The sequence below is a fragment of the Sphingomonas sp. NY01 genome (assembly GCF_038809135.1).
GTDB classification, from domain to species: domain Bacteria; phylum Pseudomonadota; class Alphaproteobacteria; order Sphingomonadales; family Sphingomonadaceae; genus Sphingomonas; species Sphingomonas carotinifaciens.
This window is the reverse complement of sequence record NZ_CP101722.1, coordinates 2616780-2639380: the sequence shown is the minus strand read 5'-3', so window position 1 is coordinate 2639380 and position 22601 is coordinate 2616780. Positions and strand designations below refer to the sequence as shown.

Annotated in this window: 24 protein-coding genes and 1 pseudogene; 16 read left to right on the top strand and 9 right to left on the bottom strand. The window is 68.0% G+C overall.

The features are described 5' to 3' along the window. Positions 1-99 precede the first annotated feature (99 nt). The 7 genes from NPJ82_RS12795 (at position 100) to NPJ82_RS12765 (ending at position 7774) form a co-directional block, all read left to right on the top strand. On the top strand, positions 100-948 hold the full coding sequence (locus NPJ82_RS12795) for a polysaccharide deacetylase family protein (RefSeq protein WP_342657608.1): 849 nt from the start codon (positions 100-102) through the stop codon (positions 946-948). Continuing rightward, positions 945-1838 carry a glycosyltransferase gene (locus NPJ82_RS12790; protein ID WP_342657607.1) on the top strand — a complete coding sequence of 298 codons (894 nt, stop codon included), beginning with the start codon at positions 945-947 and terminating at the stop codon, positions 1836-1838. Before NPJ82_RS12795 ends, NPJ82_RS12790 begins: the two co-directional genes overlap by 4 nt. 50 nt (positions 1839-1888) lie before the next feature. Further along, a complete protein-coding gene (locus NPJ82_RS12785) occupies positions 1889-2644 on the top strand; it encodes a TonB family protein (protein ID WP_342657606.1) in 756 nt (251 codons plus the stop codon). An 83-nt stretch (positions 2645-2727) separates the two neighbouring features. Next, positions 2728-2871 (top strand): hypothetical protein, encoded by a 144-nt coding sequence (locus tag NPJ82_RS12780; protein WP_160146721.1) that lies wholly within the window; start codon positions 2728-2730, stop codon positions 2869-2871. A gap of 42 nt (positions 2872-2913) precedes the next feature. Then, on the top strand, positions 2914-3786 hold the full coding sequence (locus tag NPJ82_RS12775; RefSeq protein ID WP_342657605.1) for a hypothetical protein: 873 nt from the start codon (positions 2914-2916) through the stop codon (positions 3784-3786). Further along, complete coding sequence (parC, locus tag NPJ82_RS12770) at positions 3743-5995, top strand: DNA topoisomerase IV subunit A (protein WP_342657604.1); 2253 nt, start codon at positions 3743-3745, stop codon at positions 5993-5995. Before NPJ82_RS12775 ends, parC begins: the two co-directional genes overlap by 44 nt. 105 nt (positions 5996-6100) lie before the next feature. After that, entirely contained in the window at positions 6101-7774 is a 1674-nt protein-coding gene (locus tag NPJ82_RS12765; protein ID WP_342657603.1) for a bifunctional diguanylate cyclase/phosphodiesterase, read from the top strand. On the opposite strand, the pseudogene NPJ82_RS12760 reads toward NPJ82_RS12765, so the two are convergent. The 4 genes and pseudogenes from NPJ82_RS12760 to NPJ82_RS12745 all read right to left on the bottom strand — a co-directional run bounded on the left by NPJ82_RS12760 (position 7714) and on the right by NPJ82_RS12745 (position 10675). Next, positions 7714-8936 (bottom strand): annotated as a pseudogene (locus NPJ82_RS12760) (CCA tRNA nucleotidyltransferase). The gene NPJ82_RS12765 and the pseudogene NPJ82_RS12760 overlap by 61 nt on opposite strands. Continuing rightward, positions 8933-9547, bottom strand: coding sequence for a CoA pyrophosphatase (locus NPJ82_RS12755; protein ID WP_267349190.1), 615 nt, complete (start codon positions 9545-9547; stop codon positions 8933-8935). The pseudogene NPJ82_RS12760 and the gene NPJ82_RS12755 overlap by 4 nt, the downstream one beginning before the upstream one ends. Further along, positions 9544-10110: a DUF1285 domain-containing protein gene (locus NPJ82_RS12750; protein ID WP_112381116.1), complete on the bottom strand. Its 567-nt coding sequence runs from the start codon at positions 10108-10110 to the stop codon at positions 9544-9546. The genes NPJ82_RS12755 and NPJ82_RS12750 overlap by 4 nt, the downstream gene beginning before the upstream one ends. A gap of 40 nt (positions 10111-10150) precedes the next feature. After that, positions 10151-10675: an N-acetyltransferase gene (locus NPJ82_RS12745; RefSeq protein ID WP_342657602.1), complete on the bottom strand. Its 525-nt coding sequence runs from the start codon at positions 10673-10675 to the stop codon at positions 10151-10153. 116 nt (positions 10676-10791) lie between these two features. Here NPJ82_RS12745 and NPJ82_RS12740 point away from each other — a divergent pair, with 116 nt between their 5' ends. Together NPJ82_RS12740 and NPJ82_RS12735 are read left to right on the top strand one after the other, a co-directional pair. Then, complete coding sequence (locus tag NPJ82_RS12740) at positions 10792-11163, top strand: dihydroneopterin aldolase (protein WP_112381115.1); 372 nt, start codon at positions 10792-10794, stop codon at positions 11161-11163. A gap of 5 nt (positions 11164-11168) precedes the next feature. Then, a complete protein-coding gene (locus NPJ82_RS12735) occupies positions 11169-11456 on the top strand; it encodes a Rossmann fold domain-containing protein (protein WP_342657601.1) in 288 nt (95 codons plus the stop codon). Here NPJ82_RS12735 and NPJ82_RS12730 read toward each other — a convergent pair. Then, a complete protein-coding gene (locus NPJ82_RS12730) occupies positions 11432-12319 on the bottom strand; it encodes a hypothetical protein (RefSeq protein ID WP_342657600.1) in 888 nt (295 codons plus the stop codon). The genes NPJ82_RS12735 and NPJ82_RS12730 overlap by 25 nt on opposite strands. Positions 12320-12533: 214 nt before the next feature. Between NPJ82_RS12730 and NPJ82_RS12725 the strand changes: the two genes are divergently transcribed. The 4 genes from NPJ82_RS12725 (at position 12534) to NPJ82_RS12710 (ending at position 15115) form a co-directional block, all read left to right on the top strand. Beyond that, positions 12534-13214: an energy transducer TonB gene (locus NPJ82_RS12725; protein ID WP_112381113.1), complete on the top strand. Its 681-nt coding sequence runs from the start codon at positions 12534-12536 to the stop codon at positions 13212-13214. A 50-nt stretch (positions 13215-13264) separates the two neighbouring features. Then, positions 13265-14068: a MotA/TolQ/ExbB proton channel family protein gene (locus NPJ82_RS12720; protein ID WP_112381112.1), complete on the top strand. Its 804-nt coding sequence runs from the start codon at positions 13265-13267 to the stop codon at positions 14066-14068. 118 nt (positions 14069-14186) lie between these two features. Continuing rightward, a complete protein-coding gene (locus NPJ82_RS12715; protein ID WP_112381111.1) occupies positions 14187-14660 on the top strand; it encodes a biopolymer transporter ExbD in 474 nt (157 codons plus the stop codon). A 26-nt stretch (positions 14661-14686) separates the two neighbouring features. Continuing rightward, positions 14687-15115, top strand: a complete 429-nt coding sequence (locus NPJ82_RS12710; RefSeq protein WP_149680909.1) for a biopolymer transporter ExbD — start codon at positions 14687-14689, stop codon at positions 15113-15115. A gap of 225 nt (positions 15116-15340) precedes the next feature. Here NPJ82_RS12710 and NPJ82_RS12705 read toward each other — a convergent pair whose 3' ends face one another. The 3 genes from NPJ82_RS12705 to NPJ82_RS12695 all read right to left on the bottom strand — a co-directional run bounded on the left by NPJ82_RS12705 (position 15341) and on the right by NPJ82_RS12695 (position 17597). Beyond that, a complete protein-coding gene (locus tag NPJ82_RS12705) occupies positions 15341-15829 on the bottom strand; it encodes a hypothetical protein (protein ID WP_342657599.1) in 489 nt (162 codons plus the stop codon). Continuing rightward, on the bottom strand, positions 15826-16770 hold the full coding sequence (locus NPJ82_RS12700) for an NAD(P)/FAD-dependent oxidoreductase (RefSeq protein WP_342657598.1): 945 nt from the start codon (positions 16768-16770) through the stop codon (positions 15826-15828). The genes NPJ82_RS12705 and NPJ82_RS12700 overlap by 4 nt, the downstream gene beginning before the upstream one ends. A 74-nt stretch (positions 16771-16844) precedes the next feature. Further along, positions 16845-17597 carry a FadR/GntR family transcriptional regulator gene (locus NPJ82_RS12695; RefSeq protein WP_342657597.1) on the bottom strand — a complete coding sequence of 251 codons (753 nt, stop codon included), beginning with the start codon at positions 17595-17597 and terminating at the stop codon, positions 16845-16847. A gap of 128 nt (positions 17598-17725) precedes the next feature. Here NPJ82_RS12695 and NPJ82_RS12690 point away from each other — a divergent pair, with 128 nt between their 5' ends. Then, entirely contained in the window at positions 17726-18664 is a 939-nt protein-coding gene (locus tag NPJ82_RS12690; protein ID WP_342657596.1) for a glycoside hydrolase family 43 protein, read from the top strand. Here NPJ82_RS12690 and uxuA read toward each other — a convergent pair. After that, complete coding sequence (gene uxuA / locus NPJ82_RS12685; protein ID WP_342657595.1) at positions 18661-19830, bottom strand: mannonate dehydratase; 1170 nt, start codon at positions 19828-19830, stop codon at positions 18661-18663. The two genes, NPJ82_RS12690 and uxuA, sit on opposite strands and share 4 nt — an antisense overlap. A 304-nt stretch (positions 19831-20134) precedes the next feature. On the opposite strand from uxuA, the gene NPJ82_RS12680 reads away from it, so the two are divergent. Together NPJ82_RS12680 and NPJ82_RS12675 are read left to right on the top strand one after the other, a co-directional pair. After that, positions 20135-22054 carry a potassium transporter Kup gene (locus NPJ82_RS12680; protein ID WP_149680905.1) on the top strand — a complete coding sequence of 640 codons (1920 nt, stop codon included), beginning with the start codon at positions 20135-20137 and terminating at the stop codon, positions 22052-22054. Next, on the top strand, positions 22051-22569 hold the full coding sequence (locus NPJ82_RS12675; protein WP_342657594.1) for a 2'-5' RNA ligase family protein: 519 nt from the start codon (positions 22051-22053) through the stop codon (positions 22567-22569). Before NPJ82_RS12680 ends, NPJ82_RS12675 begins: the two co-directional genes overlap by 4 nt. Positions 22570-22601 lie beyond the last annotated feature (32 nt).

The window sequence follows — 22601 nt, the reverse complement described above, 5'->3', positions numbered from 1 at the left end:
CGGGGATAGCAGCGCGGCGCCCTGTAGGACAGCGATCGATGCAGCGGCGGCATACATCCATATCGATGCTAATCCAGTTTGTTTAGCCCTGAAAACCATATGGTGGCCGCTGCGACCCGCCGGGTATCGATGATCGGCCGGGCAAGGGGGCCGGGCGGGCGTCGGTGGCGCCATCTGGGGGGCGCGATGGCCGCGATGCTGAAGATCATGCGCCGGGTTTCGGCGGCGGGTGCCTGGGTGCCGATCCTGTCGCGGGCGCCAAGCGCGCACGAGGTGGTGCTGAGTTTCGACGACGGACCTTCCCCCGCGACGACGCCGGCGATCCTGGACCTGCTGGCCGCGCATGGGGCGACGGCGGCCTTCTTCCTGGCGGGACAGCGGGTGAAGGCGCATCCCGCCCTGGCCGCGGCGATCGCGGATGCGGGACACGAAATCTACGCGCATGGGTACAGCCATATGCGGATGGACCGGTTGAGCGATGCCGAGATCGTCGCCGAGATGGAGCGGACCGAGGCGCTGCTCGCCCCGATCCGGCCGACGCCGCACCCGTATCTGCTGCGCCTGCCCTATGGATCGGGGCATGGCGATGCGCGGGTGCACCGCGTGTTGCGCGGGTGGCGCCCGGACGTGCAGATCGTCCATTGGCGCTATTCCTTTCTGGACTGGACGCTGGCCGATGGATGCGAGGGGGAGGCGAACGTGGCGGCGCGATGCGGCGTGGCGGTGGCACGGGCGCGGCGATCGAAGCACTTCCCCGGTTCGATCGCGCTGTTGCACGAGGACCCGTTCGACGCCGCTTCGCCGCTGGCCGCGCGGATCGCGCCGCTGCTGCTGGCGCGCACACTGGCGATGATGGCGGAGCAGGGGCTGCGTACCGGGCGATTGGCGGCGCGGGAGCGGGTAGGGCGGATGGGACGCCACCTGCGGCTGGCGAGATTGCGGGCATGAGCGGATCGCCGGTCACGGTGGCGATCTGCACCCATGATCGCCCCGACATGCTGGAACGGCTGGTCGCGGGGTTATTGCCGGCGCTGCGCGACCGAGGGGTGGCGTTGCTGGTGATCGACAGCGCGAGCGTCGAGCCGGTGGCGCCGCGGATCGCCGCACTGGATGCGGATGTGTGCGTGGTGCGGCTGGAGGTGCCGGGGATCGCCCTGGCGCGCAATGCCGCGCTGCTGGCGTGCGATACGCCGTGGATCGCGTTTCTGGACGATGACGAGGTGCCGGTCGCCGGTTGGCTGGATGCGGTGCTGGCGCTGATCGCCCGGCTGCCCGCGGATTGTGCGGGGTGCGGCGGCGATGTGGTGCCGGACTGGGAAAGGCGCGACGCCCCGCGCATCGGGCGACGCTGGCTGACCTATCTGAGCATGATCGAGCAGGCCGGCGAGTTCGACCAGAGCGAGCGGCCATGGTTCGGGATCGGGCATGCGGTGATGCGCATGGCGGCGATGCGCAGCGTCGGGGGCTTCGATCCCCGACTGGGCCGGGACGGCGCGACGCTGCTCAGCGGCGAGGAGTCGCATCTGATCGCGCTGCTGATCGCGCGGGGGTGGCGCATCTGGCATTCGGACAGCCTGCGCGTGCTGCACCATGTGCCGCCCGAACGGCTGGAACGGGCCTGGGTCCGTGACCGTGCCTATTGGGAGGGCGTGTCGACGCTGCGGCGGTTTCGGCTGGAAGGGCGGAACGGCCTGCGGCGCTATGTCGCCAAGGCGTGGGTGAAGGCGGTGATGCTGCGCGGCGCGGCGCCGCTGGGCAGACGCTTCGACTGCGACCTGCGTCGCGGTTTCGTGGAGGGCGTGCTGGCCGAGCATGGCGGGGGTGCGATCGCCGCCTGACGGTGCGGGGGGCTCTGGCGAACGGGTGCGGGGCGCACCAGATCGGGGGCGTGAGGACGTGGCAGGAGCGATGGGCGGCGCGGGCGCGCGCGGGGGTGCCGACCCTGGTGGTGGTCGGGCTGCTGGGCGCGGCGCTGGTGTACGGGCTGGGCGTGGAAATCGGGGCACCGGTTCGGGAGGACGGGTTGTCGGTGTTCACGGTCGTGCCGCCGGTGCCGCCGCGACCCAGAGCGGTGCCCGATCGGATACCCTCGCAACGGGCGGCGGGTCGGGCCTCGCCGCGCAACCTGCGCTCCGAGGCGACCGAGCTGGTGGCGCCGGTGCCGATCGTGCCGCTGCCGGTGGTGGTGCCGGTCGTGACCGCGCCGGTGGCGCGCACCGGCAACGATCCGACCGCAGGGGCGTCCGACCGGCCGGGTCCGGGAACCGGGGCGGGCGGCCAGGGCGATGGCAGCGGCGCGGGCGGCGACGGCGACGGCGATGGCGACGGGTTCGAGACGCCGCCGCGGCGGATCGCGGGACGCATCCGCGACTCGGATTATCCGGAAGCGGCGGCGGATGCCGGCGCCGGGGGTACCGTGTCGGTGCGCTATTATGTGGAAACCAATGGCCGCGCGACGCACTGCGCGGTCACCCGGTCGAGCGGCAATGCGGCATTGGACGCGGTGACCTGCCGCCTGATCGAGAAGCGCTTCCGCTACGATCCGTCACGCGATGTCGATGGACGGCCGGTACGCTCGATCATCGTGGTCGATCATGACTGGCAATTCGAGCGGGAGCCGGCTCAGCCGCCCGACGGGCGGTGAAGGGCAGACTTGGTGGTCCGGTCGGTATTGACTATATCCATGCCATGAGCAGTGGACGCATCAATTCGCCTGGGTCCCTCCGCATGGCCGCCAAGGTGGTGGCTGCTTTTGGCGGAAGTTGGCAAGCGGTGGAAAATGCATCCGAATTGCGCGAAGACGGCGTGCGGGTGATCCGCCGTAGCGCGATCGAGAAGGCGCAACGCGAGTCGGCCAAGCGTGCATGCTGATGCCCGGCCGCTGATCGGAGATCGGCGGCAATGGGACTGACCTTGGTCGCCATCCTGACGGCGGTAATGTTGTTGCCGGGCATTTTGGCGGTCAGGATCTTCTATCGTGCGGGGCAGACCAACGAGGTCGAGCCTACGGTGCCTAGCCTGGGCAGCACACAAGGCATTGCACTGGTCGGCATGTTCAGCGTGATCGTGCACTTTCTATATGCATTTCTGCTGCGCGAAGGGCCAGGCTGGTTGCGGGCGACGGGGGTACAGCTGATCGACCTGCCGGCGCCCAATCCGTATGACATTCTGCGGATGCGGGAAGCCGGGCAGGCGACACCCGATCATGTGTTTGCACTGTTCTTCGGGCTTGCGTGTCTGTGCCTGTTGGCGATGGCCGTGGGGTGGGTGAGCGGCCTGCTGGTCGTGCGTGGCGGTGACCCTGCGATCTTCCATGGGCCGTTGGGCGGATTGTTGACCACCAGGCGGGACGATGACGGGTTCGTCACCGCTTATGTCTTGAGCAAGCTGGAGAAGGACGGACGCGCCGTGGGATACCAGGGAACCGTGGCCAGCCTGTTGCGCGATGACGATCGCTTTCCCGCCAAGGTGTTGTTGCGACAAGTGTCGGTCTTCTATCTGGAATTTGCAGACGACCGACCCGTCCGACGCGAAATGGCGGAGACGATCGACTGGATCGCCCTTTCTGCGGCGGATTGGCACAACATAGCCTTCCGGGTCTTCAAGGTGGTGGACGACATGCAGGAACAGCCCGCATCCACCGGTGGGCCGACCGCACCCTTGCCACGATGGCTTCGTGTACCTGTTATGTTCCTGGCGATTGCGTCCGGCGCGCGTTTGCTGCTAGGCTCGCGGCCGAACCATGGCGACCAACCTTTCCGACAATCCCCCGATCGGCATCCTTGATGCCCCCTTCGACAGTGCGCTGTCCGAGCGTTACCTTGTCTATGCGCTGTCCACGATCACCGCGCGCTCCCTGCCGGACGTGCGCGATGGGCTGAAGCCGGTGCATCGGCGGCTGCTCTGGGCGATGCGGCTGCTGAAGCTGGACCCGGCATCGGGGTACAAGAAGTGCGCGCGCGTCGTGGGCGACGTGATCGGCAAATATCACCCGCATGGCGACCAGTCGGTCTATGATGCGATGGTGCGCCTGGCGCAGGATTTCGCGCTGCGCTACCCGCTGGTCGACGGGCAGGGCAATTTCGGCAATATCGACGGCGATAACGCCGCGGCGTACCGCTATACCGAGGCGCGGCTGACCAGTGTCGCCACCGACCTGATGGACGGGCTGGACGAGGACGCGGTCGCCTATCGCCCGACCTATAATGGCGAGGAGCAGGAGCCCGAGCTGTTTCCCGGGCTGTTCCCCAACCTTCTGGCCAACGGGGCGAGCGGGATCGCGGTGGGGATGGCGACGAGCATCCCGCCGCACAATGCCGCCGAACTGCTTGATGCCGCGATCCTGCTGATCGACGATCCCGCCGCCGACGACGACGCGGTGCTGGCGCTGGTGAAAGGCCCGGATTTTCCGACCGGCGGGCTGGTGGTCGATCCGCCGGCGGTGCTGCGCGAAAGCTATACCACGGGGCGCGGCGGCTTTCGGGTGCGGGCGCGCTGGGAGATCGAGCGCGAGAAGGGCGGCGGCTGGCAGATCGCGGTCAGCGAGATCCCGTACGGCGTGGCCAAGGGCAAGCTGATCGAACAGATCGCCGGGCTGATCAACGACAAGAAGCTGCCGATCCTGGCCGACATTCGCGACGAATCGGACGAAGCGGTGCGCATCGTGCTGGAGCCGCGGGCGCGTACCGTCGATCCGCAGGTGCTGATGGACGGGCTGTTCCGTTTTTCCGATCTGGAAACGCGCATCAGCCTGAACCTGAACGTGCTGGACAAGGATCGTACCCCGCGCGTCATGTCGCTGCGCGAGGCGCTGGCGGCGTGGGTGGAGCATCAGTTCGTGGTGCTGCGGCGGCGGTCCGAGCATCGCCTGGGCAAGATCGCCGACCGGATCGAGCTGCTCGACGGTTATCTGATCGCCTATCTGAACCTGGACCGGGTGATCGAGATCATCCGCACCGAGGACGAGCCCAAGGCGGTGATGATCGCCGAGTTCAGCCTGACCGACCGGCAGGCGGAGGCGATCCTCAACATGCGGCTGCGCTCCCTGCGCCGGCTGGAGGAGTTCGAGATCCGCGGCGAGCGCGATGCGCTGGACAAGGAGCGCGACTCGCTGACCACGCTGCTGGGCTCGGAAGCGCGGCAGCGGACGCGGATGAAGCGCGACCTGGGCAAGGTGCGCGACCGCTATGGCCCGGAGACCGTGCTGGGCAGGCGGCGGACCGGCATCGAGGAAGCGGCACCGACGCGCGACATCCCGCTGGAGGCGATGATCGAGCGCGAGCCGATCACCGTGATCCTGTCGCAGCGCGGATGGGTGCGGGCGATGAAGGGGCATGTCGATCTCGCCTCGGCCGACACCGCCAAGTTCAAGGAAGGTGACGGCCCCGCCTTCGCCTTTCACGCGCAGACGACCGACAAGCTGTTGCTGGCAGCGGAGAACGGGCGTTTCTTCACGCTGCCCGCCGACAAGCTGCCGGGTGGGCGCGGTTTCGGTGAGCCGGTGCGGGCGATGATCGATCTGGACGGATCGGTCGGGATCGTCGGCTTCCTGCCCGCCGCACGCGCGGCCAGGCTGCTGGTGGCGGCGTCGGACGGGCGCGGCTTCGTGGTGCAGACCGGCGACGTGATCGCGGAAACGCGCAAGGGCAAGACGGTGGTGACGACGCGCGCCGGCGCCGTGCTGAAGGTGGTGCGGCCGGTAAAGCCCGAGGACGATTATGTCGCGGCGATCGGCGACAACCGCAAGATGCTGGTGTTTCCGTTGACGGAATTTGCCGAGCTGTCGCGGGGTACCGGGGTGCAGTTGCAGCGGTATCGCGACGGTGGCCTGTCTGATGCGACGACCTTCGTGTTCAAGGACGGGCTGAGCTGGCCGATGGGCGGCGATACCGGGCGCGTGCGGGTGGAGCATGACCTGTCGGCGTGGCGCACCGCGCGCGGGGCGGCGGGGCGGATGCCGCCGACCGGCTTCCCCAGGGATAATCGCTTCACCTGACTATCCCGTGCTGGCCGTTCGTGCCTGTGAAACGGATGGTTCCGGTGAAAACGGGCTGATGCTTTTAGGTCGCCTTAACGAACCGAGTCGTAGACCGGTCTGGCAATGGCTACCGCTGCACTCGATCCGACCGACTATCCGCTGGGGCTGGACGCCTCCGTCGCGGCGCGGATGATCGACATGATGTCGATCCCGGCGGCGATCGTCGGGCTGGGCAATGGGGCGGTCATCGCCTCTGCGACCAACATCGCGTTCCGGCGCGCCGGGTTGGGCGTGGTGAACGGGCGCGCACGACTGCTGACCGCGCTGGGTGAGCGGATCGAGGCGTTTCTGGCGTCTGGCGAGCGGCAAAGCGCCTTTGCCCATGCGCATGGCGAGGCGATCGATTGCCGCTTCTTCCAGGTGACACTGTCGCGATCGAGCCCGATGGTGCGCGACGAATGCATCGTGATGCTGGTCGACCAGACCGCACAGCATCTGAGCGAGCGCTCTCTGCGCCGCGAGATGAAGACCGATGCGCTGACCGGATTGCCCAATCGCGAAGGATTCGGCGACCTGATCGAACAGGCGATGGTGGGCGGGCGGCATCACGCGGTGCTGGTGGTCGATCTGCACCGATTCGGGCAGTTGAATGCCTGCATGGGATCGCTGGTCGGCGACGAGCTGCTGATCACGGTGGCGCGCCGCATCAAGGGGGCGCTGCGCGGGCGCGACACGCTGGGGCGGATCGGCGGCGACGAGTTCGGCATCCTGATGGCGATCGACGACCAAGCCGAGGAAGCGCAGATTCTGGCCGAGCGCATCCAGCGTGCGTTCGCCGCGCCGTTTCGCCTGACCGATTACGAGATCAGCGTCGAGGGGGCGGTGGGCATCGCCTATGGCTTCGAAGGGGATGACGACGCCGAGGAGATGATCCGCCACGCGCAGTTCGCGGTGAAGCGGGCCAAGGAGAGCGGCCGGTCCGAAGTCTATCAGCCGGCGGCGTTCACCATCGCGCGCGCGCAATTCGCGATGGAAACCGAGTTGCGCCATGCGGTGGAGGAAAAGCGCCTGCGGCTGCATTATCAGCCGATCTGCGACCTGGCATCGGGGCGGATCACCAAGTTCGAGGCGCTGGCGCGGTGGCGGACGCAGGACGGGCGCGAGATTTCACCGACCGAGTTCATCCCCGTGGCAGAGGAATCCGGCCTGATCGTGCCGCTCGGCCGCTGGGCGATCGAGGAAGCGGCGTCGACGCTGGCGGGGTGGGACCAGGCCGCGGGCGGCAATTGCGGCGTGCGCATGGCGGTGAACCTGTCCGCGATCCAGTTGCAGCGCGATACCGTGGTGGACGTGATCGAGCGGACGCTGACCGCCGCCGGGCTGACCGGCGACCGCTTCACGCTGGAATTGACCGAAAGCGTGATGGTGAGCGACCCGGACCGGATCGCGGACACCATGCTGGCGCTGAAGGGACTGGGGGCGACGCTGGCGCTCGACGATTTCGGCACCGGCTATTCGAACCTGGCCTATCTGCAGAAGCTGCCTATCGACATTCTGAAGATCGACCGCAGCTTCGTGACCGGCATGCTCGCCGATCGCGACAAGCTCGCGATCGTACGCGCGATCCTGGGCCTGGCCCAGGCGCTGGGGATGCGGACCACCGCCGAAGGGGTCGAGACGATCGAGCTGGGCCAGACGCTGGGGGCGCTCGGCTGCAACTACGGGCAGGGTTATGTCTATGCCCGGCCGCTGGATGCGGCGGCCGCCTGGTCGATGCTGGCCGAGCGCAACGCCTGAGCCACCGCATCGTCGGCGAGTTCGAGCACGCGGGGGCAGGGGGAAAGCCCTCCGCGATCCACTGCGTCTCGATCGCGCGCAACACGGCGGCGACCTGCGGCCCTTTGCGCAAACCCCGTTCGACCAGTGCACCGCCGCCGATCGGCAGCGTCGGCGGGGTCCAGCCGGCCAGCGCCGCCGGGTCGGCCCCGGACAGCAACAGGCGATCGATGGCGAGCGTGGGGCCGTGGCGATAGGCGAGCGCGCGGGCGCCTTCCTCGCCGGGACCCTGGGTGGCGCCGACCAGCCGCTTGCGATCGGTGTTGGAAAGCTTCAGCCGCGCGCCCACGCTTTCGGCGGATGCGGCCGGCACCAGCGCGGCCAGCCGGCGAACGGCATCGGCCGCCATGCCCGCCTCCGCCTCCCGCCCGGCGAGCAGCGCCAGACGGGCGACGCCGTCGCTGTCGATTTCCGGCAGCACCGCCCGTAGGATGCCGCGATCGACCATCAGGCCGAGGACCGGGACCGCACCGGCGGTGACCAGCAGCTTCAGCAGTTCGCTCGCGATCCGTTCGCGGGACAGCGCCATCAGGTCGTTGGCGCGCTGCGTGCACGCCTCCAGGCCGGCATCGTCGATCGCATCCCCGAAACGCGCGTGGAAGCGGAAGAAGCGCAGGATGCGCAGGTGATCCTCGGCGATGCGTTGCCGCGGATCACCGATGAAGCGGACGCGGCCGGCGTGGAGATCGGTCAGCCCGTCGAAATAGTCGTACAATTCCCCAGTGACCGGATCAGCATACAGCGCGTTCATCGTGAAGTCGCGGCGACCGGCATCCTCGCGCCAATCGTCGGTAAAGGCGACAACGGCATGCCGGCCGTCGGTGGTGACGTCGCGCCGCAGCGTCGTCACCTCGACCGGGCCACCGGGCAGGACCGCGGTGATCGTGCCGTGCGCGATGCCGGTCGGCACCGCCTTGAACCCGGCCGCCGCGACGCGCTCCATCACCGCATCCGGCGGCAGGGGGGTGGCGAGATCGATATCGGCGACCGCGATGCCCAGCAGCGTGTCGCGCACTGCCCCGCCGACGATGCGGGGGTTGCCTGGTACGGCGGCAAGCGCGGCGGCGAGCGCCGGCAGTCCGTCATGCGTCTGCCACGACGCGGTGGAGAGAAGGGTCGTCATGCCGCCGGGCGCACCCAGGCCGGCGTGGCGGCGAGGCGCCGCGACAGGTTGACGATCATCGCCGCGGTGGCGCCCCAGATGCGACGGTCGTTCCACATGATCTCGAAGAAATGGCGATCCTGCCCGCGCCAATGGGCGCTGGCACGCACATGGTTGGCGGGGTCGAGCAGAAAGGCGAGGGGGACCTCGAACACGCTGGCCACCTCGGCCTCGGCCGGCACGAGGGGCAGGTCCGGGGGGACGATGCCAATGACGGGGGTGACCGCATAGCCGGTGACGGTGCGATAGCGATCAGCGATGCCGACCACGGTCACCGCAGCGGGGGGCAGGGCAATCTCCTCCTCCGCCTCGCGCAGCGCGGTGGCGACGATGTCGGCATCCTCCGCATCGGCGCGGCCACCGGGAAAGGCGATCTGGCCGGCATGACGGCGCAGCGTTTCGGTCCGCTGGGTCAGGATCACGCCGGGGGCGGCGCGGTCGGTGATCGCGACGAGGACGCCGGCATCGGTCAGCGACGACGGATCGGCGATGTCGTCCGCCATGTCGCCGGCGAGCAGGTCGACCACCGGCGTCTCGGCCATCGCGGCGGCAAGCCGCCGGGCCAGCGTCATGCCGCAGGCTCCAGCGGAAAGAAGGCGCCGTTGCTCCACAGACCCGGCACCGCATCGTCGCCAGCAAGCGCGCGCTCGACCAGTTCGTAATAGACCGGCCGCGCCACCAGCGCCTCCAGCCCGCGGCGGACGTGGAGATAGGGGCGGGGGCCATCCTCGCCCGGCACGAAGCGCAGCGCATGGTCGGGGCCGGCGGTGACGAGGTCGCCGGTGTTGAGCTGGAAGGCCAGGCGCGCGGTGCGGCCTTGCCCTTCCGCCTGCATCGCCACCGCGACGAAGGGCGCATCCTCCACCGCGATGTCGAGCTTTTCGACCGGCGTGACGAGAACATGGGACCCATCCGCCTCACGGCGCAGGATGGTGGAGAACAGGCGGACCATGGCCGGGCGACCGATCGGGCTGTTCTGGTGATACCAGGTGCCATCGCGCGCGATCCGCATCTCGCTGTCGCCGCAATGCGCGGGCGTCCAGCTGTCGACCGGCGGCAGGCGCGCCTCGTCGACGGCGCGGGCGATCTCGGCCAGGCTCATCGTGGCGATATCGGGGGGAAGATCCATGGGCATCGCCGTGCGAGGTAGGCGCGCGGGCGAGCGGCGTAAAGGTTCAGGCGGGTGCGCGGTGGCGGGGCCCGAGCAGGCCGGGGGCATCCGGCACGTCGCCACCGCGGGCGAGCAGGCGGTGCCGCTCGACCGGGCCGGGCAGGCGCCAGCCGGTGGTATGCTCGGCGGAAAAGCCGAAGAAGCGGCCATAATATTCCGGGTCGCCGATCAGCATCAGGGCGCCGTCGAGGCCGTGTTCGGCGGCGGCCGCCAGCGCACGGGCGACGAGGCGGCGACCGATGCCGTCGCGCTGACGATCGGGCGAAACCGCGACCGGGCCGACCATGACGAGCGGATGCGCGGTGCCGTCGTCGCGGGCGAGCGCGATCGGCCAGCACTGGATCGAGCCGATCAGCGTGCGATCTTCCCGCGCCGCGAAGCCGAGCTCGGGGATCGCCTGCGCGTCGCCGCGGACCTTGTAGGCGGTACGGGTGTGGCGGCCGGTTCCGAACGCACGGTCGAGCAACGCCTCCACGTCGGCATCGTCGGCGGGATCGAGCGGGGCGATCGCTATCGGGGAGGTCGTCACGGGCGCAAAATTCCTGGCCGGGCCGGAAGGCCACGAAACGCGCGCGCCTTACCGCGGCGGGCGGCGAACGCAAGCGGCATTGCCTTTGGGGGCCAAGCGAGTAGAGGCCGCTGCCCATGGAAGACAGCCTTCAGCTCGAAGTTCACGATCTCGAAGTCCAGGTGCTGACCGGCATCTATTCGGAAGAGACGCATCTGCCGCAACCGCTGCGCATCTCGTTGACGGTGGACCTGGAATGCCCCGCCCGGTTCGCGCCCGACACGCCGCTGGGCGCGTCTAAAAACTATCTCGACCTGAAACACGCCGCGACCACGGCGCTGCCGGCGGGCGTGCATTTCACCCTGATCGAGGGGGTGGCCGACCATATCTGCGAAACGCTGTTCCTGCAGGATGCGCGGGTGCGGCGGGTGCAGGTGAAGATCGTGAAGCTGGCGATCGCCGAGGATGGCGAGGCGATCGGCATCACGCTGGTCCGCCATCGGCGCTGAACCCGGTGCGGGTCGATGCCCATCCCGGTGACGATGTCGCCGGCCTGGTCCGCGGCACGCGCGGCGAATCGGTGGTGCTGGTGATCCATCCCGGTCGCGACGATCTGGCGCAGGCGCTTGCGCTGGCGGCGATCGGGCCGCTGGCGGTCGAACGCGCGCCGGACCGGATCAACGCGGTTGTGGTGGGGGAGGGGGCGGGGGCCGCCGCGGTGGAGGCCGCGGTGGAGGCCGCGGTGGCGTTTCTGGACGCCGCCCCGTCCACCACGGGTCAGGTGTTGGCGGTCGGCACCTGACGCGCGCGCCCGCAAGGGCCCAGCGCCGCCACGACGAAGCGATAATCCTCGCGCGCGATCTCGGCATCGCTGCCCTGCAGCTGATCCGTGCTGGCATCGGGCAGCGTGTCGGGCAGCGCGCAGGCAAGGCGGTACCAGAGCAGCGTGTCGCGCTGCGGCGGGCCGGCGGCCTCGTCCACGATCTCGCTGAGCGCGACCGCCCAACGCGGCTGTTCGCCCGGCCGGCGCAGCACCGACAGCGACACCGGCCGATTGTCCGAGGTCGTGAGGAAGATCTGCGTCTCGCCCTCACCCGGCAGCGACCCGGGGACATGGAAGGCGTTGCCGACGCCGGTGATGACCGGGGGCGCCGCCTGCGCCAGGGCATCGCGGGTGATGGCGCGGGTGCGCGCATCGAGATCCGCGGACCAGGGCAGTTGCGCGTCCGGTGCGACCAGCTGCAACTGATCGGGCGCGGAGGGCACGCGCCGCGCGAACAGCAGTACGCGCATCTTCTTCAGCTTGGGCGCGCGACCGCGTGCGTCCAGCCCGACATCTAGCAGGTAACCAACCCGCGGCGGCACTCCACCGGCACCGCGTACCAGCGCGGTCACGTCCGCCTCGATATAGAAGCGTTGCTGTCCTGGTGGGACCGAGGCGGCTTCCGCACCCTTGATCCTGGTCGCCGAACGGATGGTTGCGTCGACGATCACCGGTGCCGACAGGACCAGATCGGCCAGATCGGCATAGCCGGGGCCGGCCGGTGCAATGGCGGCTGCCTGATTCGCGGCAACGGCCGGCTGCGGGCCGATCGCGGCGAATGCGAGCGCCAGGGCGGGCATCGCGGTGGCGGCGGCGAAAAAAGAAGAGCTACAGCGCATCATGCGCTTGCACATAGGCGGTTGCGGATTAACGATACAGAAATAATTCCGTCACGGCTGGATTGTAGGATTATTACGTCTGACAAAGCGTTTGCACCACGGCATGGGTCGCGATAGGGTTGAGGCTCTGCCGTGCATGCTATGCGCCTTGGCAGGAGTTTCCGCATTCCCGACCACGGCGAAGCGAAACTGGCAGATTGAGGAGTGTCGTTGCTGAATGGCCTATACTGACCAGAAGATGTCTGGGGGCAAAATCGGCGCCATCGTAATCGTGGTGCTGATCCACGCCGTCCTGGGCTATGCCCTCGTCACTGGTCTTGCGACCAATTTCGTGAAGAAGGCTGCCGAAAAGCTGAATACGTTCGACGTCGAGGAGCCACCGCCCCCGCCGCCGCCGGACGAGCCGCCGCCCCCGCCGCCGGATCAGCCGAACCTGCCGCCGCCGCCGACCACGGTGGTGACGCCGCCGCCGATCGTCAACGTGCCGGTTCCGGCACCGTCGATTTCGACGACGAGCATCATCCCGCTGAGCCAGCCGACGGCGCCGCCCGCTCCGCCTGCTCCGCCCGCCCCGCCTGCGCCGCCTGCGGCTCCGGTGGTCAGCAAGGCTGCGGGTGCAAAGGGTGATCCCGCGCAGTGGATCTCGACGGACGACTATCCGCCGAGCTCGATCCGCGCACAGGAAGAGGGCACGACCGCCATCAAGTGGGACATCAACACGCAAGGCCGTGTGGAGAACTGCGTGGTGACCCAGTCGAGCGGATCCAGAGCGCTGGACGACGCGGCATGCCGCGCGATCACGCGCCGCGGTCGCTACAGCCCCGCCATGGATCAGTCGGGCAATCCGATCCGGTCGAGCTCGTCGCGACGCGTGACGTGGCGCCTGCCGCAAGAGTGACGTTCAGCACCATCCCGTTTTTACGATTTAGTCAGAGGACCTAACCAATCATGCTCACCACCATCCTCGCCGCGGGCGGCGCTGCGGCCGGAGCCGAGGCAAACCCTTACGGCCTCGGCGCTGCGCTTCGCGAAGGCGGCCTGATCTCGCAGTCGGTGTTCACGATCCTCGTGCTCATGTCGGTCGTGTCCTTCTACATCCTGTTCTCGAAGCTGTTCGAGCAGCAGAAGATCATCAACCAGGCGAAGCGCGTCCGTCAGGGCTTCTGGAGCTCGAACTCGCTGCGCGAGGGTTCGGCCAAGCTCGAGAAGAACTCCGCCTACAAGCAGATCGTCGACGACGGTCTGGCGGCTCAGGACCAGCACTCGAAGCTGACCGATCCGGTCGAGGCGCATGACTGGCTGCACGGCTCGCTGGCGCGTTCGGAAGCGGCGATCAACTCGAAGCTGGGTGGCGGTCTCGCCTTCCTCGCGACCGTGGGCGCCACCGCACCGTTCATCGGTCTGTTCGGCACCGTGATCGGCATCTACCGCGCACTGATCAAGATCGGTTCGTCGGGCCAGGCATCGATCGACGCGGTCGCCGGTCCGGTCGGCGAGGCGCTCATCATGACCGCACTCGGCCTGGTCGTCGCGGTTCCGGCCGTGCTCGCCTACAACTGGCTGCAGCGCCGCAACAAGGGCATCGCGGAAGACCTGTCGGCCTTCTCGAACGACGTGCTCGGCTTCCTGGCGTCGAACGGCGCGGTTCGCCCGACGACCGGTTCGGCTGCCGCCGGCAAGCCCGCAACCGTGAAGGCGACCCCCGCCACGACAACCGCCGGCCAGGCCGGTGGTGTTCAGACGCGCGCCTGAACCAAGCAGGGGCAGGGTCGCCGTGGTGGCGGCCCTGCAACCCGGCCGCGGGTATGAACCCTCGGTCGGGCCGGTGTAATCACACCGGCGACAGAATGATGGATAGGATAGCTCGCACATGGCGATGAGCGTTGGAGGGGACTCCTCCGAGAAACCGATGTCGGAGATCAACACGACGCCCCTCGTGGACGTCATGCTGGTGCTTCTCATCATCTTCCTGATCGCGGTTCCCGTTGTGATCCAGTCGGTGCCGCTCAAGCTGCCCGATGTGCGGTTCGACCCGACCACGACCAAGCCGGAAAACGTGTCGCTTTCCGTCACGTCCGAGAACGGCCAATGCGCGGTCTATTGGAACCTGACCCGGGTCAATTCCAACGAACTGCGTGAACGTGCCGTCACCAAGCTCCAGGCCGAGGTGGATCGGCTTGGCCCGAACATCACGCCGGATCAGCTGCCCGAAGCACATATCCGCGGGGACGTGAATACGCCCTACCGGTGCATCGGCGGCACCATCTACACGATGCAGCAGGCCGGTTTCGCCCGCGTCGGCTTCATTTCCGAGCCGGCCCCCGGCCAAAACCCGCGCGCCTGACACGCGGCCTGAAGGAGTAGCTTGCCATGGCAATGAGTGCCGGATCTGACGACGGCGAGCCGATGATGGAAATGAACACGACGCCGTTGATCGACGTCATGCTCGTTCTCCTCATCATGTTCATCATCACCATCCCGATCCAGACGCACGCGGTGAAGGTCGACCTTCCGGTCAACTCGAAGAACGCGCCGCAGAACCCCGTCGACCCGCAGAAGAACAAGGTGGGTATCGATGAGGCGGGTGTCGTCACCTGGAACGGGTCGCAGGTTGATGAAGTGACGTTGCGCCAGTATCTCGACCAGTCGGCTGCGATCAATCCCGAGCCGGAACTCCACTTCCAGCCCGCGCCCAACGCGAAGTATGAAGCGGTGGACCGCACGCTCGCGGTGATCAAGCGGTCGGCGGTGACGAAGCTCGGCTTCATCGGCAACGAGCAGTATCGCAACGATTTCTGATCGCTGACGATCAGGTGAAAGAAGACAGGGCGGTCCCTAGGGGCCGCCCTTTTTCGTTTCTGGATGCGGAGATGGTGAAGCAGGGCAAGGCGCGTCCGGAGCATATGCCAGCGCAGTGATCAGGCCTCACACCCCTCCGGCATGAGGAGCGATCGGGCGGACATCGGGGCGACCCTCCGCCTGTTGGAGGTCATCGTTCATGATGCCGAGCGACCGAGGGCCGAGTTAGCGGGCTTCCTGTGGACCCGGCAGGAAGTGCAGAGCGGAGTGGGTTATGGGATCGCGGGTGAGGTGGCGGGTGTCGCGGGAATAGTCGACGGTCATTTGCCAGGGGGCGGCGTCGCCCTGTCTGGGGAGGGTGTCGAGGGAGCGGGTGACGTAGCCGGCGGCGAAGTCGAGCAGGGGGCGGGTTTCGATCGGACCCTTCGGCCGTTCGGCGACGACGATCCGCGCGTCGCGTGCATCCATCATTTCCAGCAAGCGACAGAAATGGCGGCAGATCAGGCCGACCTTCAGCGTCCAGGAGGCGTTGGTATAGCCGACGGTGAAGCTGAAGTTCGGAACGCCGTCCAGCATCATGCCCTTGTAGACCAGGTGCTCCGCCGGATCGATCGTCCTGCCATCGATCGCGAGGGTCGCGCCGCCGAACAGTTGCAGCTTCAGGCCGGTCGCGGTCACCACGATATCGGCCGCGATCCGCTCGCCCGAGGTCATGACGAGGCCCGTTTCGTCGAAGCGGGCGACGGCACCGGTGACGATCGATGCCCGCCCGCCCCGCAGCGCGGCGAAATAGTCGCCATCCGGCACCGCGCACAGCCGCTGATCCCATGGCGCATAGGGGGGGTGAAATGGGGATCGAGGGGGAAGCCGGCGGGGAGCGACCGGCGGTTAGCCCAGCGGATGAAGCGGCGGGCGGCGCGGGGGTAGCGCTGGAACAGCGTATAGACCCAGCGTTGGCGGGCGATGTTGAGGCGGCGAGTGGCCGCATAGGCGGTGGCGGCGGGCAGGAGGCGGCGGAGCGCGGCGTGGATGCGGTCGCGGCTGGGGACGGGGAGGATGTAGGTGGGGGTGCGCTGTACCTGCACGACATGGGCAGCAGTGCGGGCAAGCGCGGGGACGAGCGTGACGGCGGTGGCGCCGCTGCCGATCACCGCGACACGCTTGCCGGTGACGTCGAGGTCCGCGGGCCAATGCTGGGGATGGACGATCGGGCCGGTGAAATCCCGCTGCCCGCCAAAGTCCGGCGCATAGCCCTGCGCATAGTCGTAATAGCCGGTGGCGCCGAACAGCCAGCGACATAGCAGGGTGATCGTCTCGTCCCGGTCGGTACGGCGCACCGCAACCCGCCAGAGCGCCGCGCCGCTGTCCCAATCCGCCCGCAGCAGGCGATGATGATAGCGGATGGCGCGATCGACGCCATATTCGGCCGCGGTGTCGCGCAGATAGGACTGGATCGCGGGGCCGTCGGCGATAGCCTGATCGGAGGTCCATGGCCGGAATTCATAGCCAAAGGTGAAGAGATCGGAATCGGAGCGGATGCCGGGATAGCGGAACAGATCCCAGGTGCCGCCGAGATCGCCCCGCGCCTCCAATATGGCGAAGCGCTTGTGCGGCATCAGGCGGCGCAGATAGCAGGCGCAGCCGATGCCCGACACGCCCGCGCCGATGATGAGGACGTCAAGGATGTCAGGCGGCGCGGCCGCCGATTGCGCGTCGTAGGACGGTCCGGTCAGGCGTGCAGCCTTTTGGCAAGCGCGCCGCGCTGCTCGGCGATTTCGGATTGGGCGCGGCGCAGCGCCTCCACCTCGGTTGCGGCGAGGACGTCGTCGATCACCCGGCGCAGATGGTCGCGCATCGCCTTGCGGGCGGCAGCGGAATCGCGGGCACGCAGCGCATCGACGATCAGGCGATGCTCCTCGACGCGGGGGTGAACGCCTTCCCGCCGGGCCTCGGCAAACATATGCGCGCTGAGCGGGGCCCGGTCGCGCAACGTCCACAGCATGTCGACCACCGTGGTGATGACGGTATTCCCCGTCGCCTCGGCGATGCGCAGGTGGAACAGGCGATCGGCCTCTACCGCCTCGGGACTGGAGGAGGCGACCGCGGCCATGTCGCCAAGGATGCGATCGAGTTCGGCCACCGCCTCGTCATCGATCACCGTCGCGGCGACGGCGGCAGCCTCGCCCTCGAACAAGATCCGCGCCTCGATGAGTTCGAACGCGCCGATGTCGAGTTCGGGCTGGTCGGTGGTCTGCGGCGTGATCGCCGTGACGTACAAGCCGGAGCCGTGCCGCGCCTCGACCAGCCCGCGTATCTCCAGCGCGATCATCGCCTCGCGGATGGTGGGGCGGCTGACGGAATATTCCTCCGCCAGTTCGCGTTCGCCGGGCAGGCGCGTGCCGGTGGTATAGCGCCCCTGGTCGATGGCCTCGACGATCGCATGGACGATGCGCTGGTACAGCTTTTCGCCGCGCTGCTTCATGGGGTTCTCATGTCACGCCGCGGGCGGGGGTACAATAGCCCGCACGCGGCGGGCGTGGATGGATATGGGCCGGTTGATCTTGTCCGGCAAATCGGCACAGTGTCGCAAAAGACCAAGGGGGAGAAGGCATGCTGGATCGACGCACATTTTGCGGCCGCGTGGCGCTGGCCGCGACGTTGCCGGCCTTTGCGCAGCGTGCCGCGGCGGCACCTGCGGGCGGCGGATACGCCTTCAGCTATTTCCGCAATGCCGACAATGGCGGGGCGGGCATGCGGCTGGCGATCAGCGAGGACGGCTACCGGTACCGCGCGGTGCGTGACGGCGCGCCGATCCTGGTGCCGATGGTGGGCGAGAACAAGCTGATGCGCGATCCGTGCATCGCGCGCGACCCGCAGACCGGGCTTTATCACATGGTGTGGACGACGAGCTGGACGGGCGTGACGATCGGCCATGCCTCGTCCCGCGACCTGATCCACTGGTCCGAGCAGCAGGCGGTGCCGGTGATGGCGGCGTTCCCGGACACGCGCAACAGCTGGGCGCCGGAACTGGTGTGGGACGCGCGGGCCCGGCATTTCGTGATCGTGTGGGCAAGCACGGTCGGCAAGGCCGGAGACGAGGGCGATCACCGGCTGTACGCCACCACGACGCGCGACTTCCGCCGGTTCACCCCGACGCAGCTATTCTACGATCCGGGCTTCAGCGTGATCGACGCGACCTTTCTGGAGCGGGATGGCCGGATGCTGATGTTCGTGAAGGACGAACGCAGGGACCCGCTGCGCAAGGTGATCCAGTGGTGCGAGGTGTCGCTGTCCCCGCCGCGTTTCGGGCCATTGTCGGCGCCAATCACGCCGGCATGGAGCGAGGGGCCGACCGCGGTGATGGTCGATGGCGAGATCGTGCTGTTCTTCGACCGCTATACCGAGAAGCATTATGATGCGGTCGCCTCGCGCGACGGGCGCACGTGGCGGGACGTGTCCGACCGGATCGCGATGCCGGCCGGGGCCAATCATGGCACGATCATTCCGATCGGCGCGGAGCGGTTGAAGGCGCTGGCGGCGCTGGGCTAGGCGCAAGCCCCCTGGACGTGGGCGATGCCCGCTTCCAGCCCGCGCAGTTCGGCGAGGCCGCGCAGGCGGCCGATCAGCGAATAGCCGGGATTGCAGCGGCGGGTGAGGTCGTCGGCCATCTGGTGGCCGTGATCCGGCCGCATCGGAATGCTGCGTCCCTGCGCCCGCGACAGGCGGTGGATCGCGGCGACCACGGCGGGCATGTTCGCGTCGCCGCCCAGATGCGCCGCCTCGTGAAAGGCGTGATCCCCTTCGCGCTGCACCGAGCGGAGGTGAAGAAAGCCGATCCGGTCGCCCAGCCGTTCGATCATGCCGGGCAGGTCGTTGTCGGGGTGGGCGCCGAGCGAGCCGGTGCAGAAGCACAGGCCGTTGGAGGGGGCGGGAACCCGGTCGAACAGCGCGGCGAAGTCGGCCTCCGTGCTGGCGATGCGGGGGAGGCCGAACAGCGGAAAGGGCGGATCGTCGGGATGGAGCACGAGGCGGATGCCGAGCGCATCGGCGTGCGGGCACACCGCGCGCAGAAAGGCGACGTGATTCTCGCGCAGGCGTTCGGCATCGATGCCGGCATAATCCTGCATCGCGGCCAGAAAGCCGGCGGAGGTGAAGCTTTCCTCGCTGCCCGGCAAGCCGGCGAGGATCGTCGCCTCCAGCGCATCGCGGTCCGCCGGCGACAGCCGCGCGAACAGCGCGGCGGCGGCGGCGACGCGGGCCGGCGGGTAATCGGCCTCGGCACCCGGACGACGGAGGATGTGGATGTCGTAGGCGGCGACGGCATCCCATTCGAAGCGCAGCGCGAGCGCGCCATCGGGCATGGGGTAAGCGAGGTCCGTCCGCGTCCAGTCGAGCAGGGGCATGAAATTATAGGTGACGACGGTGATGCCACAGGCGGCAAGATTGGTCAGGCTGTCGCGATAGGCGGCGATGCGGTCTTCCCACAGGGGCCCCCGCGTTTTGATGACATCATCCACCGGCAGGCTTTCGACCACGGTCCAGCCAAGGCCCGCCGCCTCGATCATCGCGCGGCGCGCGGCGATGGCGTCGCGCGGCCAGACCGCGCCGTTGGGAACCTCATGCAGCGCGGTCACCACCTCGCTGGCGCCGGCCTGCCGGATCGCGGCGAGCGAGACCGGGTCGGCCGGGCCGAACCAGCGCATCGCCTGCGTCATCCACGGTCCCGTGGTCCGATCATGCGACGCCGACATCCGCCATACTCCCGACAAACTCATCTCCGGGCAGGGCTGTAGCGCGATCCTGACAGGCCAGTCTACGGAAAATGGACAGGCCAATATTGATGTTCGATCACAAGCGATTCCGGGGGGTCGATGCATGTCCGGACCCGATACTGTCCCGCGGCGGATCGCAGGTCGCGTTGCTGCGTTTCCAGCCCCATGCTAGAGGCCGCGCCATGCCAGGGGGTATCCGGAACTTCGCCGCGGCGCGCGCCGCCTCGTTCATGAGCCTGCGGGCGATATGAGCGTCTCGCCAACGGGGGTGGCGACCACCGGGCCGGCCGGCCATGACGAACAGCATCACGGCGGCATGATCAAGCTGGCGCTGGGTGCGATCGGCGTGGTGTTCGGCGATATCGGGACCAGCCCGCTTTATGCGTTCCGCGAAACCTTCGCGAGCCCGCACCATCCGCTGCCCGTCGATACCGCGCACATCATGGGCGTCATCAGCCTGATCTTCTGGTCGATGATGATCGTGGTATCGGTGAAATATGTCGCGATCATCATGCGCGCCGACAATAATGGCGAGGGCGGCAGCCTGGCGCTGCTGGCGCTGGTGTCCGGACAGACCAAGACGAAACGCTGGACGCGGGGGATCATCCTGCTGGGCGTGTTCGCCACCGCGCTGTTTTACGGCGACAGCATGATCACGCCGGCGGTCACCGTCTTGTCGGCGGTGGAGGGGCTGGCCGTGGCGGCGCCTGCCTTTGGCGGGTTCGTGATCCCGATCGCGGTGGCCATCCTGATCGCGCTGTTCTCGATCCAGCGATCGGGGACCGAAAAGGTGGGGTTGTTCTTCGGACCCGTCATGCTGCTCTATTTCGGGGTGATCGCGGTGCTGGGCGTGATCAGCTTCGTGCAGACGCCCGCAATCCTGTGGTCGCTGTCGCCGCATTATGCGGTGCAGTTCTTCCTGATCGATCCGCTGCGCGGCTTTCTTGCGCTGGGTTCGGTGGTGCTGGCGGTGACCGGCGCCGAGGCGCTGTACGCCGATATGGGGCATTTCGGGCGGCGGCCGATCGGACTGTCCTGGCTGTTCTTCGTGCTGCCCGCGCTGATGCTGAACTATATGGGGCAGGGGGCGCTGCTTTTCCGCGAAGGCGAGGCGGCGCTGGAAAGCCCCTTCTACATGCTGGCGCCCGACAGCCTGCAATTGCCGCTGGTGATGCTGGCGACGGCGGCCGCGGTGATCGCCAGCCAGGCGGTGATCACCGGCGCCTTCTCGGTCACGCAACAGGCGATCCAGCTCGGCTTCATGCCGCGGCTGCGCATCGAGCATACCTCGGCGACGACGGCGGGGCAGATCTACATTCCGCTCATCAACTGGATGTTGATGGTGATGGTGATCCTGCTGGTGCTGTTCTTCCGCACCTCCTCCAATCTCACATCGGCGTACGGAATCGCGGTGACGGGGGCGATGTTCATCGACACCTGCCTGCTCGGCGTCGCGCTGACCCGGTTGTGGAAGTGGCCGCTTTACGCCGCGATGCCGCTGCTCGCGCTGTTCTTCCTGGTGGACGGGGCGTATTTCTTCGCGAACCTGACCAAGGTGCCGGCGGGCGGGTGGTTCCCGCTGCTGGTCGGCTTCATCATCTTCACCTTCCTGACCACCTGGTCGACGGGGCGCAAGCTGATGATCGAGCGGCTGCGCGAAGGCACGATGCCGGTGAAGGTCTTTATCGAATCGGCGGCCAATGCGGCGTCGCGGGTGTCGGGCACCGCGGTGTTCATGACCAGCACGTCGGAGGGCGTGCCCCATGCGCTGCTCCACAATCTGAAGCACAACAAGGTGCTGCACGAGCGGGTGATCCTGTTGACCGTCAAGATTGCCGGCCGGCCCTATTGGCCGGACCATGACCGGGCGGCGCTGGAGGAACTGGGGCACGGCTTCTACCGGCTGGTGCTGCGCTTCGGCTTCATGGAGGAGGCGAACGTGCCGGCCGGGCTGAAGCGGGTGGAGATCGAGGGAGGCGCGTTCAAGATGATGGACACCAGCTTCTTCCTGTCGCGCCAGACGCTGCTGCCCTCGTCGCGGCCGGGCATGATGCTGTGGCGCGAGAAGCTGTTCTCGTGGATGCTGCGCAATGCGGAAAGCGCGATGGAATTCTTTCGCCTGCCGACGAACCGGGTGGTCGAACTGGGCAGTCAGGTGGAGATTTGACCGACGCGCCCGCACCTGCGCCGATCATCGTCACCGCGCTATTCGGCCGGCACGACCAGGGCTGGCTGGACGGATTGCGGCGCGAGCATTTTCCGCCCGAGCGCAACCAGCTGGATGCGCATTGCACGCTGTTCCACCATCTGCCCCCGTCGGCGGCGTACGAGTTGAAGCACCGGCTGAACGGCATGACGCGCGGCGTGCGGGCGCCGCAGGGGAAGGCGGCCGGGCTGATGTCGCTGGGCCGCGGTGTGGCGATCCGCATCGAATCGCCCGAGCTGGTGGCGATCCGGCACGAGCTGGCGGATGCGTTCAGCGGCCTGCTGACCCCACAGGATGCCGGCGGATGGCGGCCGCATGTGACGATCCAGAACAAGGTCACGCCGGCGACCGCCCGGCTGTTGCTGGCCAATCTGTCGCGCGGGTTCGAGCCGCGGATGGTCGAGGTGATCGGCCTGGGGGCGTGGTGGTATCGCGGCGGACCCTGGGAGTTGCTGTCGCGGCATTTGTTCGCTTGACCGGCCCGAACAGCCTGCTTATAGGCGCCGCT

Excerpts from the sequence above, each read along its gene's own strand:
- NPJ82_RS12795 (WP_342657608.1), top strand. The coding sequence starts at position 100 with ATGGTGGCCGCTGCGACCCGCCGGGTATCGATGATCGGCCGGGCAAGG.
- NPJ82_RS12790 (WP_342657607.1), top strand. The coding sequence starts at position 945 with ATGAGCGGATCGCCGGTCACGGTGGCGATCTGCACCCATGATCGCCCC.
- NPJ82_RS12780 (WP_160146721.1), top strand. The coding sequence starts at position 2,728 with ATGGCCGCCAAGGTGGTGGCTGCTTTTGGCGGAAGTTGGCAAGCGGTG.
- parC (WP_342657604.1), top strand. The coding sequence starts at position 3,743 with ATGGCGACCAACCTTTCCGACAATCCCCCGATCGGCATCCTTGATGCC.
- NPJ82_RS12765 (WP_342657603.1), top strand. The coding sequence starts at position 6,101 with ATGGCTACCGCTGCACTCGATCCGACCGACTATCCGCTGGGGCTGGAC.
- NPJ82_RS12755 (WP_267349190.1), bottom strand. The coding sequence starts at position 9,547 with ATGACGCTGGCCCGGCGGCTTGCCGCCGCGATGGCCGAGACGCCGGTG.
- NPJ82_RS12750 (WP_112381116.1), bottom strand. The coding sequence starts at position 10,110 with ATGCCCATGGATCTTCCCCCCGATATCGCCACGATGAGCCTGGCCGAG.
- NPJ82_RS12740 (WP_112381115.1), top strand. The coding sequence starts at position 10,792 with ATGGAAGACAGCCTTCAGCTCGAAGTTCACGATCTCGAAGTCCAGGTG.
- NPJ82_RS12730 (WP_342657600.1), bottom strand. The coding sequence starts at position 12,319 with ATGATGCGCTGTAGCTCTTCTTTTTTCGCCGCCGCCACCGCGATGCCC.
- NPJ82_RS12725 (WP_112381113.1), top strand. The coding sequence starts at position 12,534 with ATGGCCTATACTGACCAGAAGATGTCTGGGGGCAAAATCGGCGCCATC.
- NPJ82_RS12720 (WP_112381112.1), top strand. The coding sequence starts at position 13,265 with ATGCTCACCACCATCCTCGCCGCGGGCGGCGCTGCGGCCGGAGCCGAG.
- NPJ82_RS12715 (WP_112381111.1), top strand. The coding sequence starts at position 14,187 with ATGGCGATGAGCGTTGGAGGGGACTCCTCCGAGAAACCGATGTCGGAG.
- NPJ82_RS12710 (WP_149680909.1), top strand. The coding sequence starts at position 14,687 with ATGGCAATGAGTGCCGGATCTGACGACGGCGAGCCGATGATGGAAATG.
- NPJ82_RS12705 (WP_342657599.1), bottom strand. The coding sequence starts at position 15,829 with ATGACCTCGGGCGAGCGGATCGCGGCCGATATCGTGGTGACCGCGACC.
- NPJ82_RS12695 (WP_342657597.1), bottom strand. The coding sequence starts at position 17,597 with ATGAAGCAGCGCGGCGAAAAGCTGTACCAGCGCATCGTCCATGCGATC.
- NPJ82_RS12690 (WP_342657596.1), top strand. The coding sequence starts at position 17,726 with ATGCTGGATCGACGCACATTTTGCGGCCGCGTGGCGCTGGCCGCGACG.
- uxuA (WP_342657595.1), bottom strand. The coding sequence starts at position 19,830 with ATGACGCAGGCGATGCGCTGGTTCGGCCCGGCCGACCCGGTCTCGCTC.
- NPJ82_RS12680 (WP_149680905.1), top strand. The coding sequence starts at position 20,135 with ATGAGCGTCTCGCCAACGGGGGTGGCGACCACCGGGCCGGCCGGCCAT.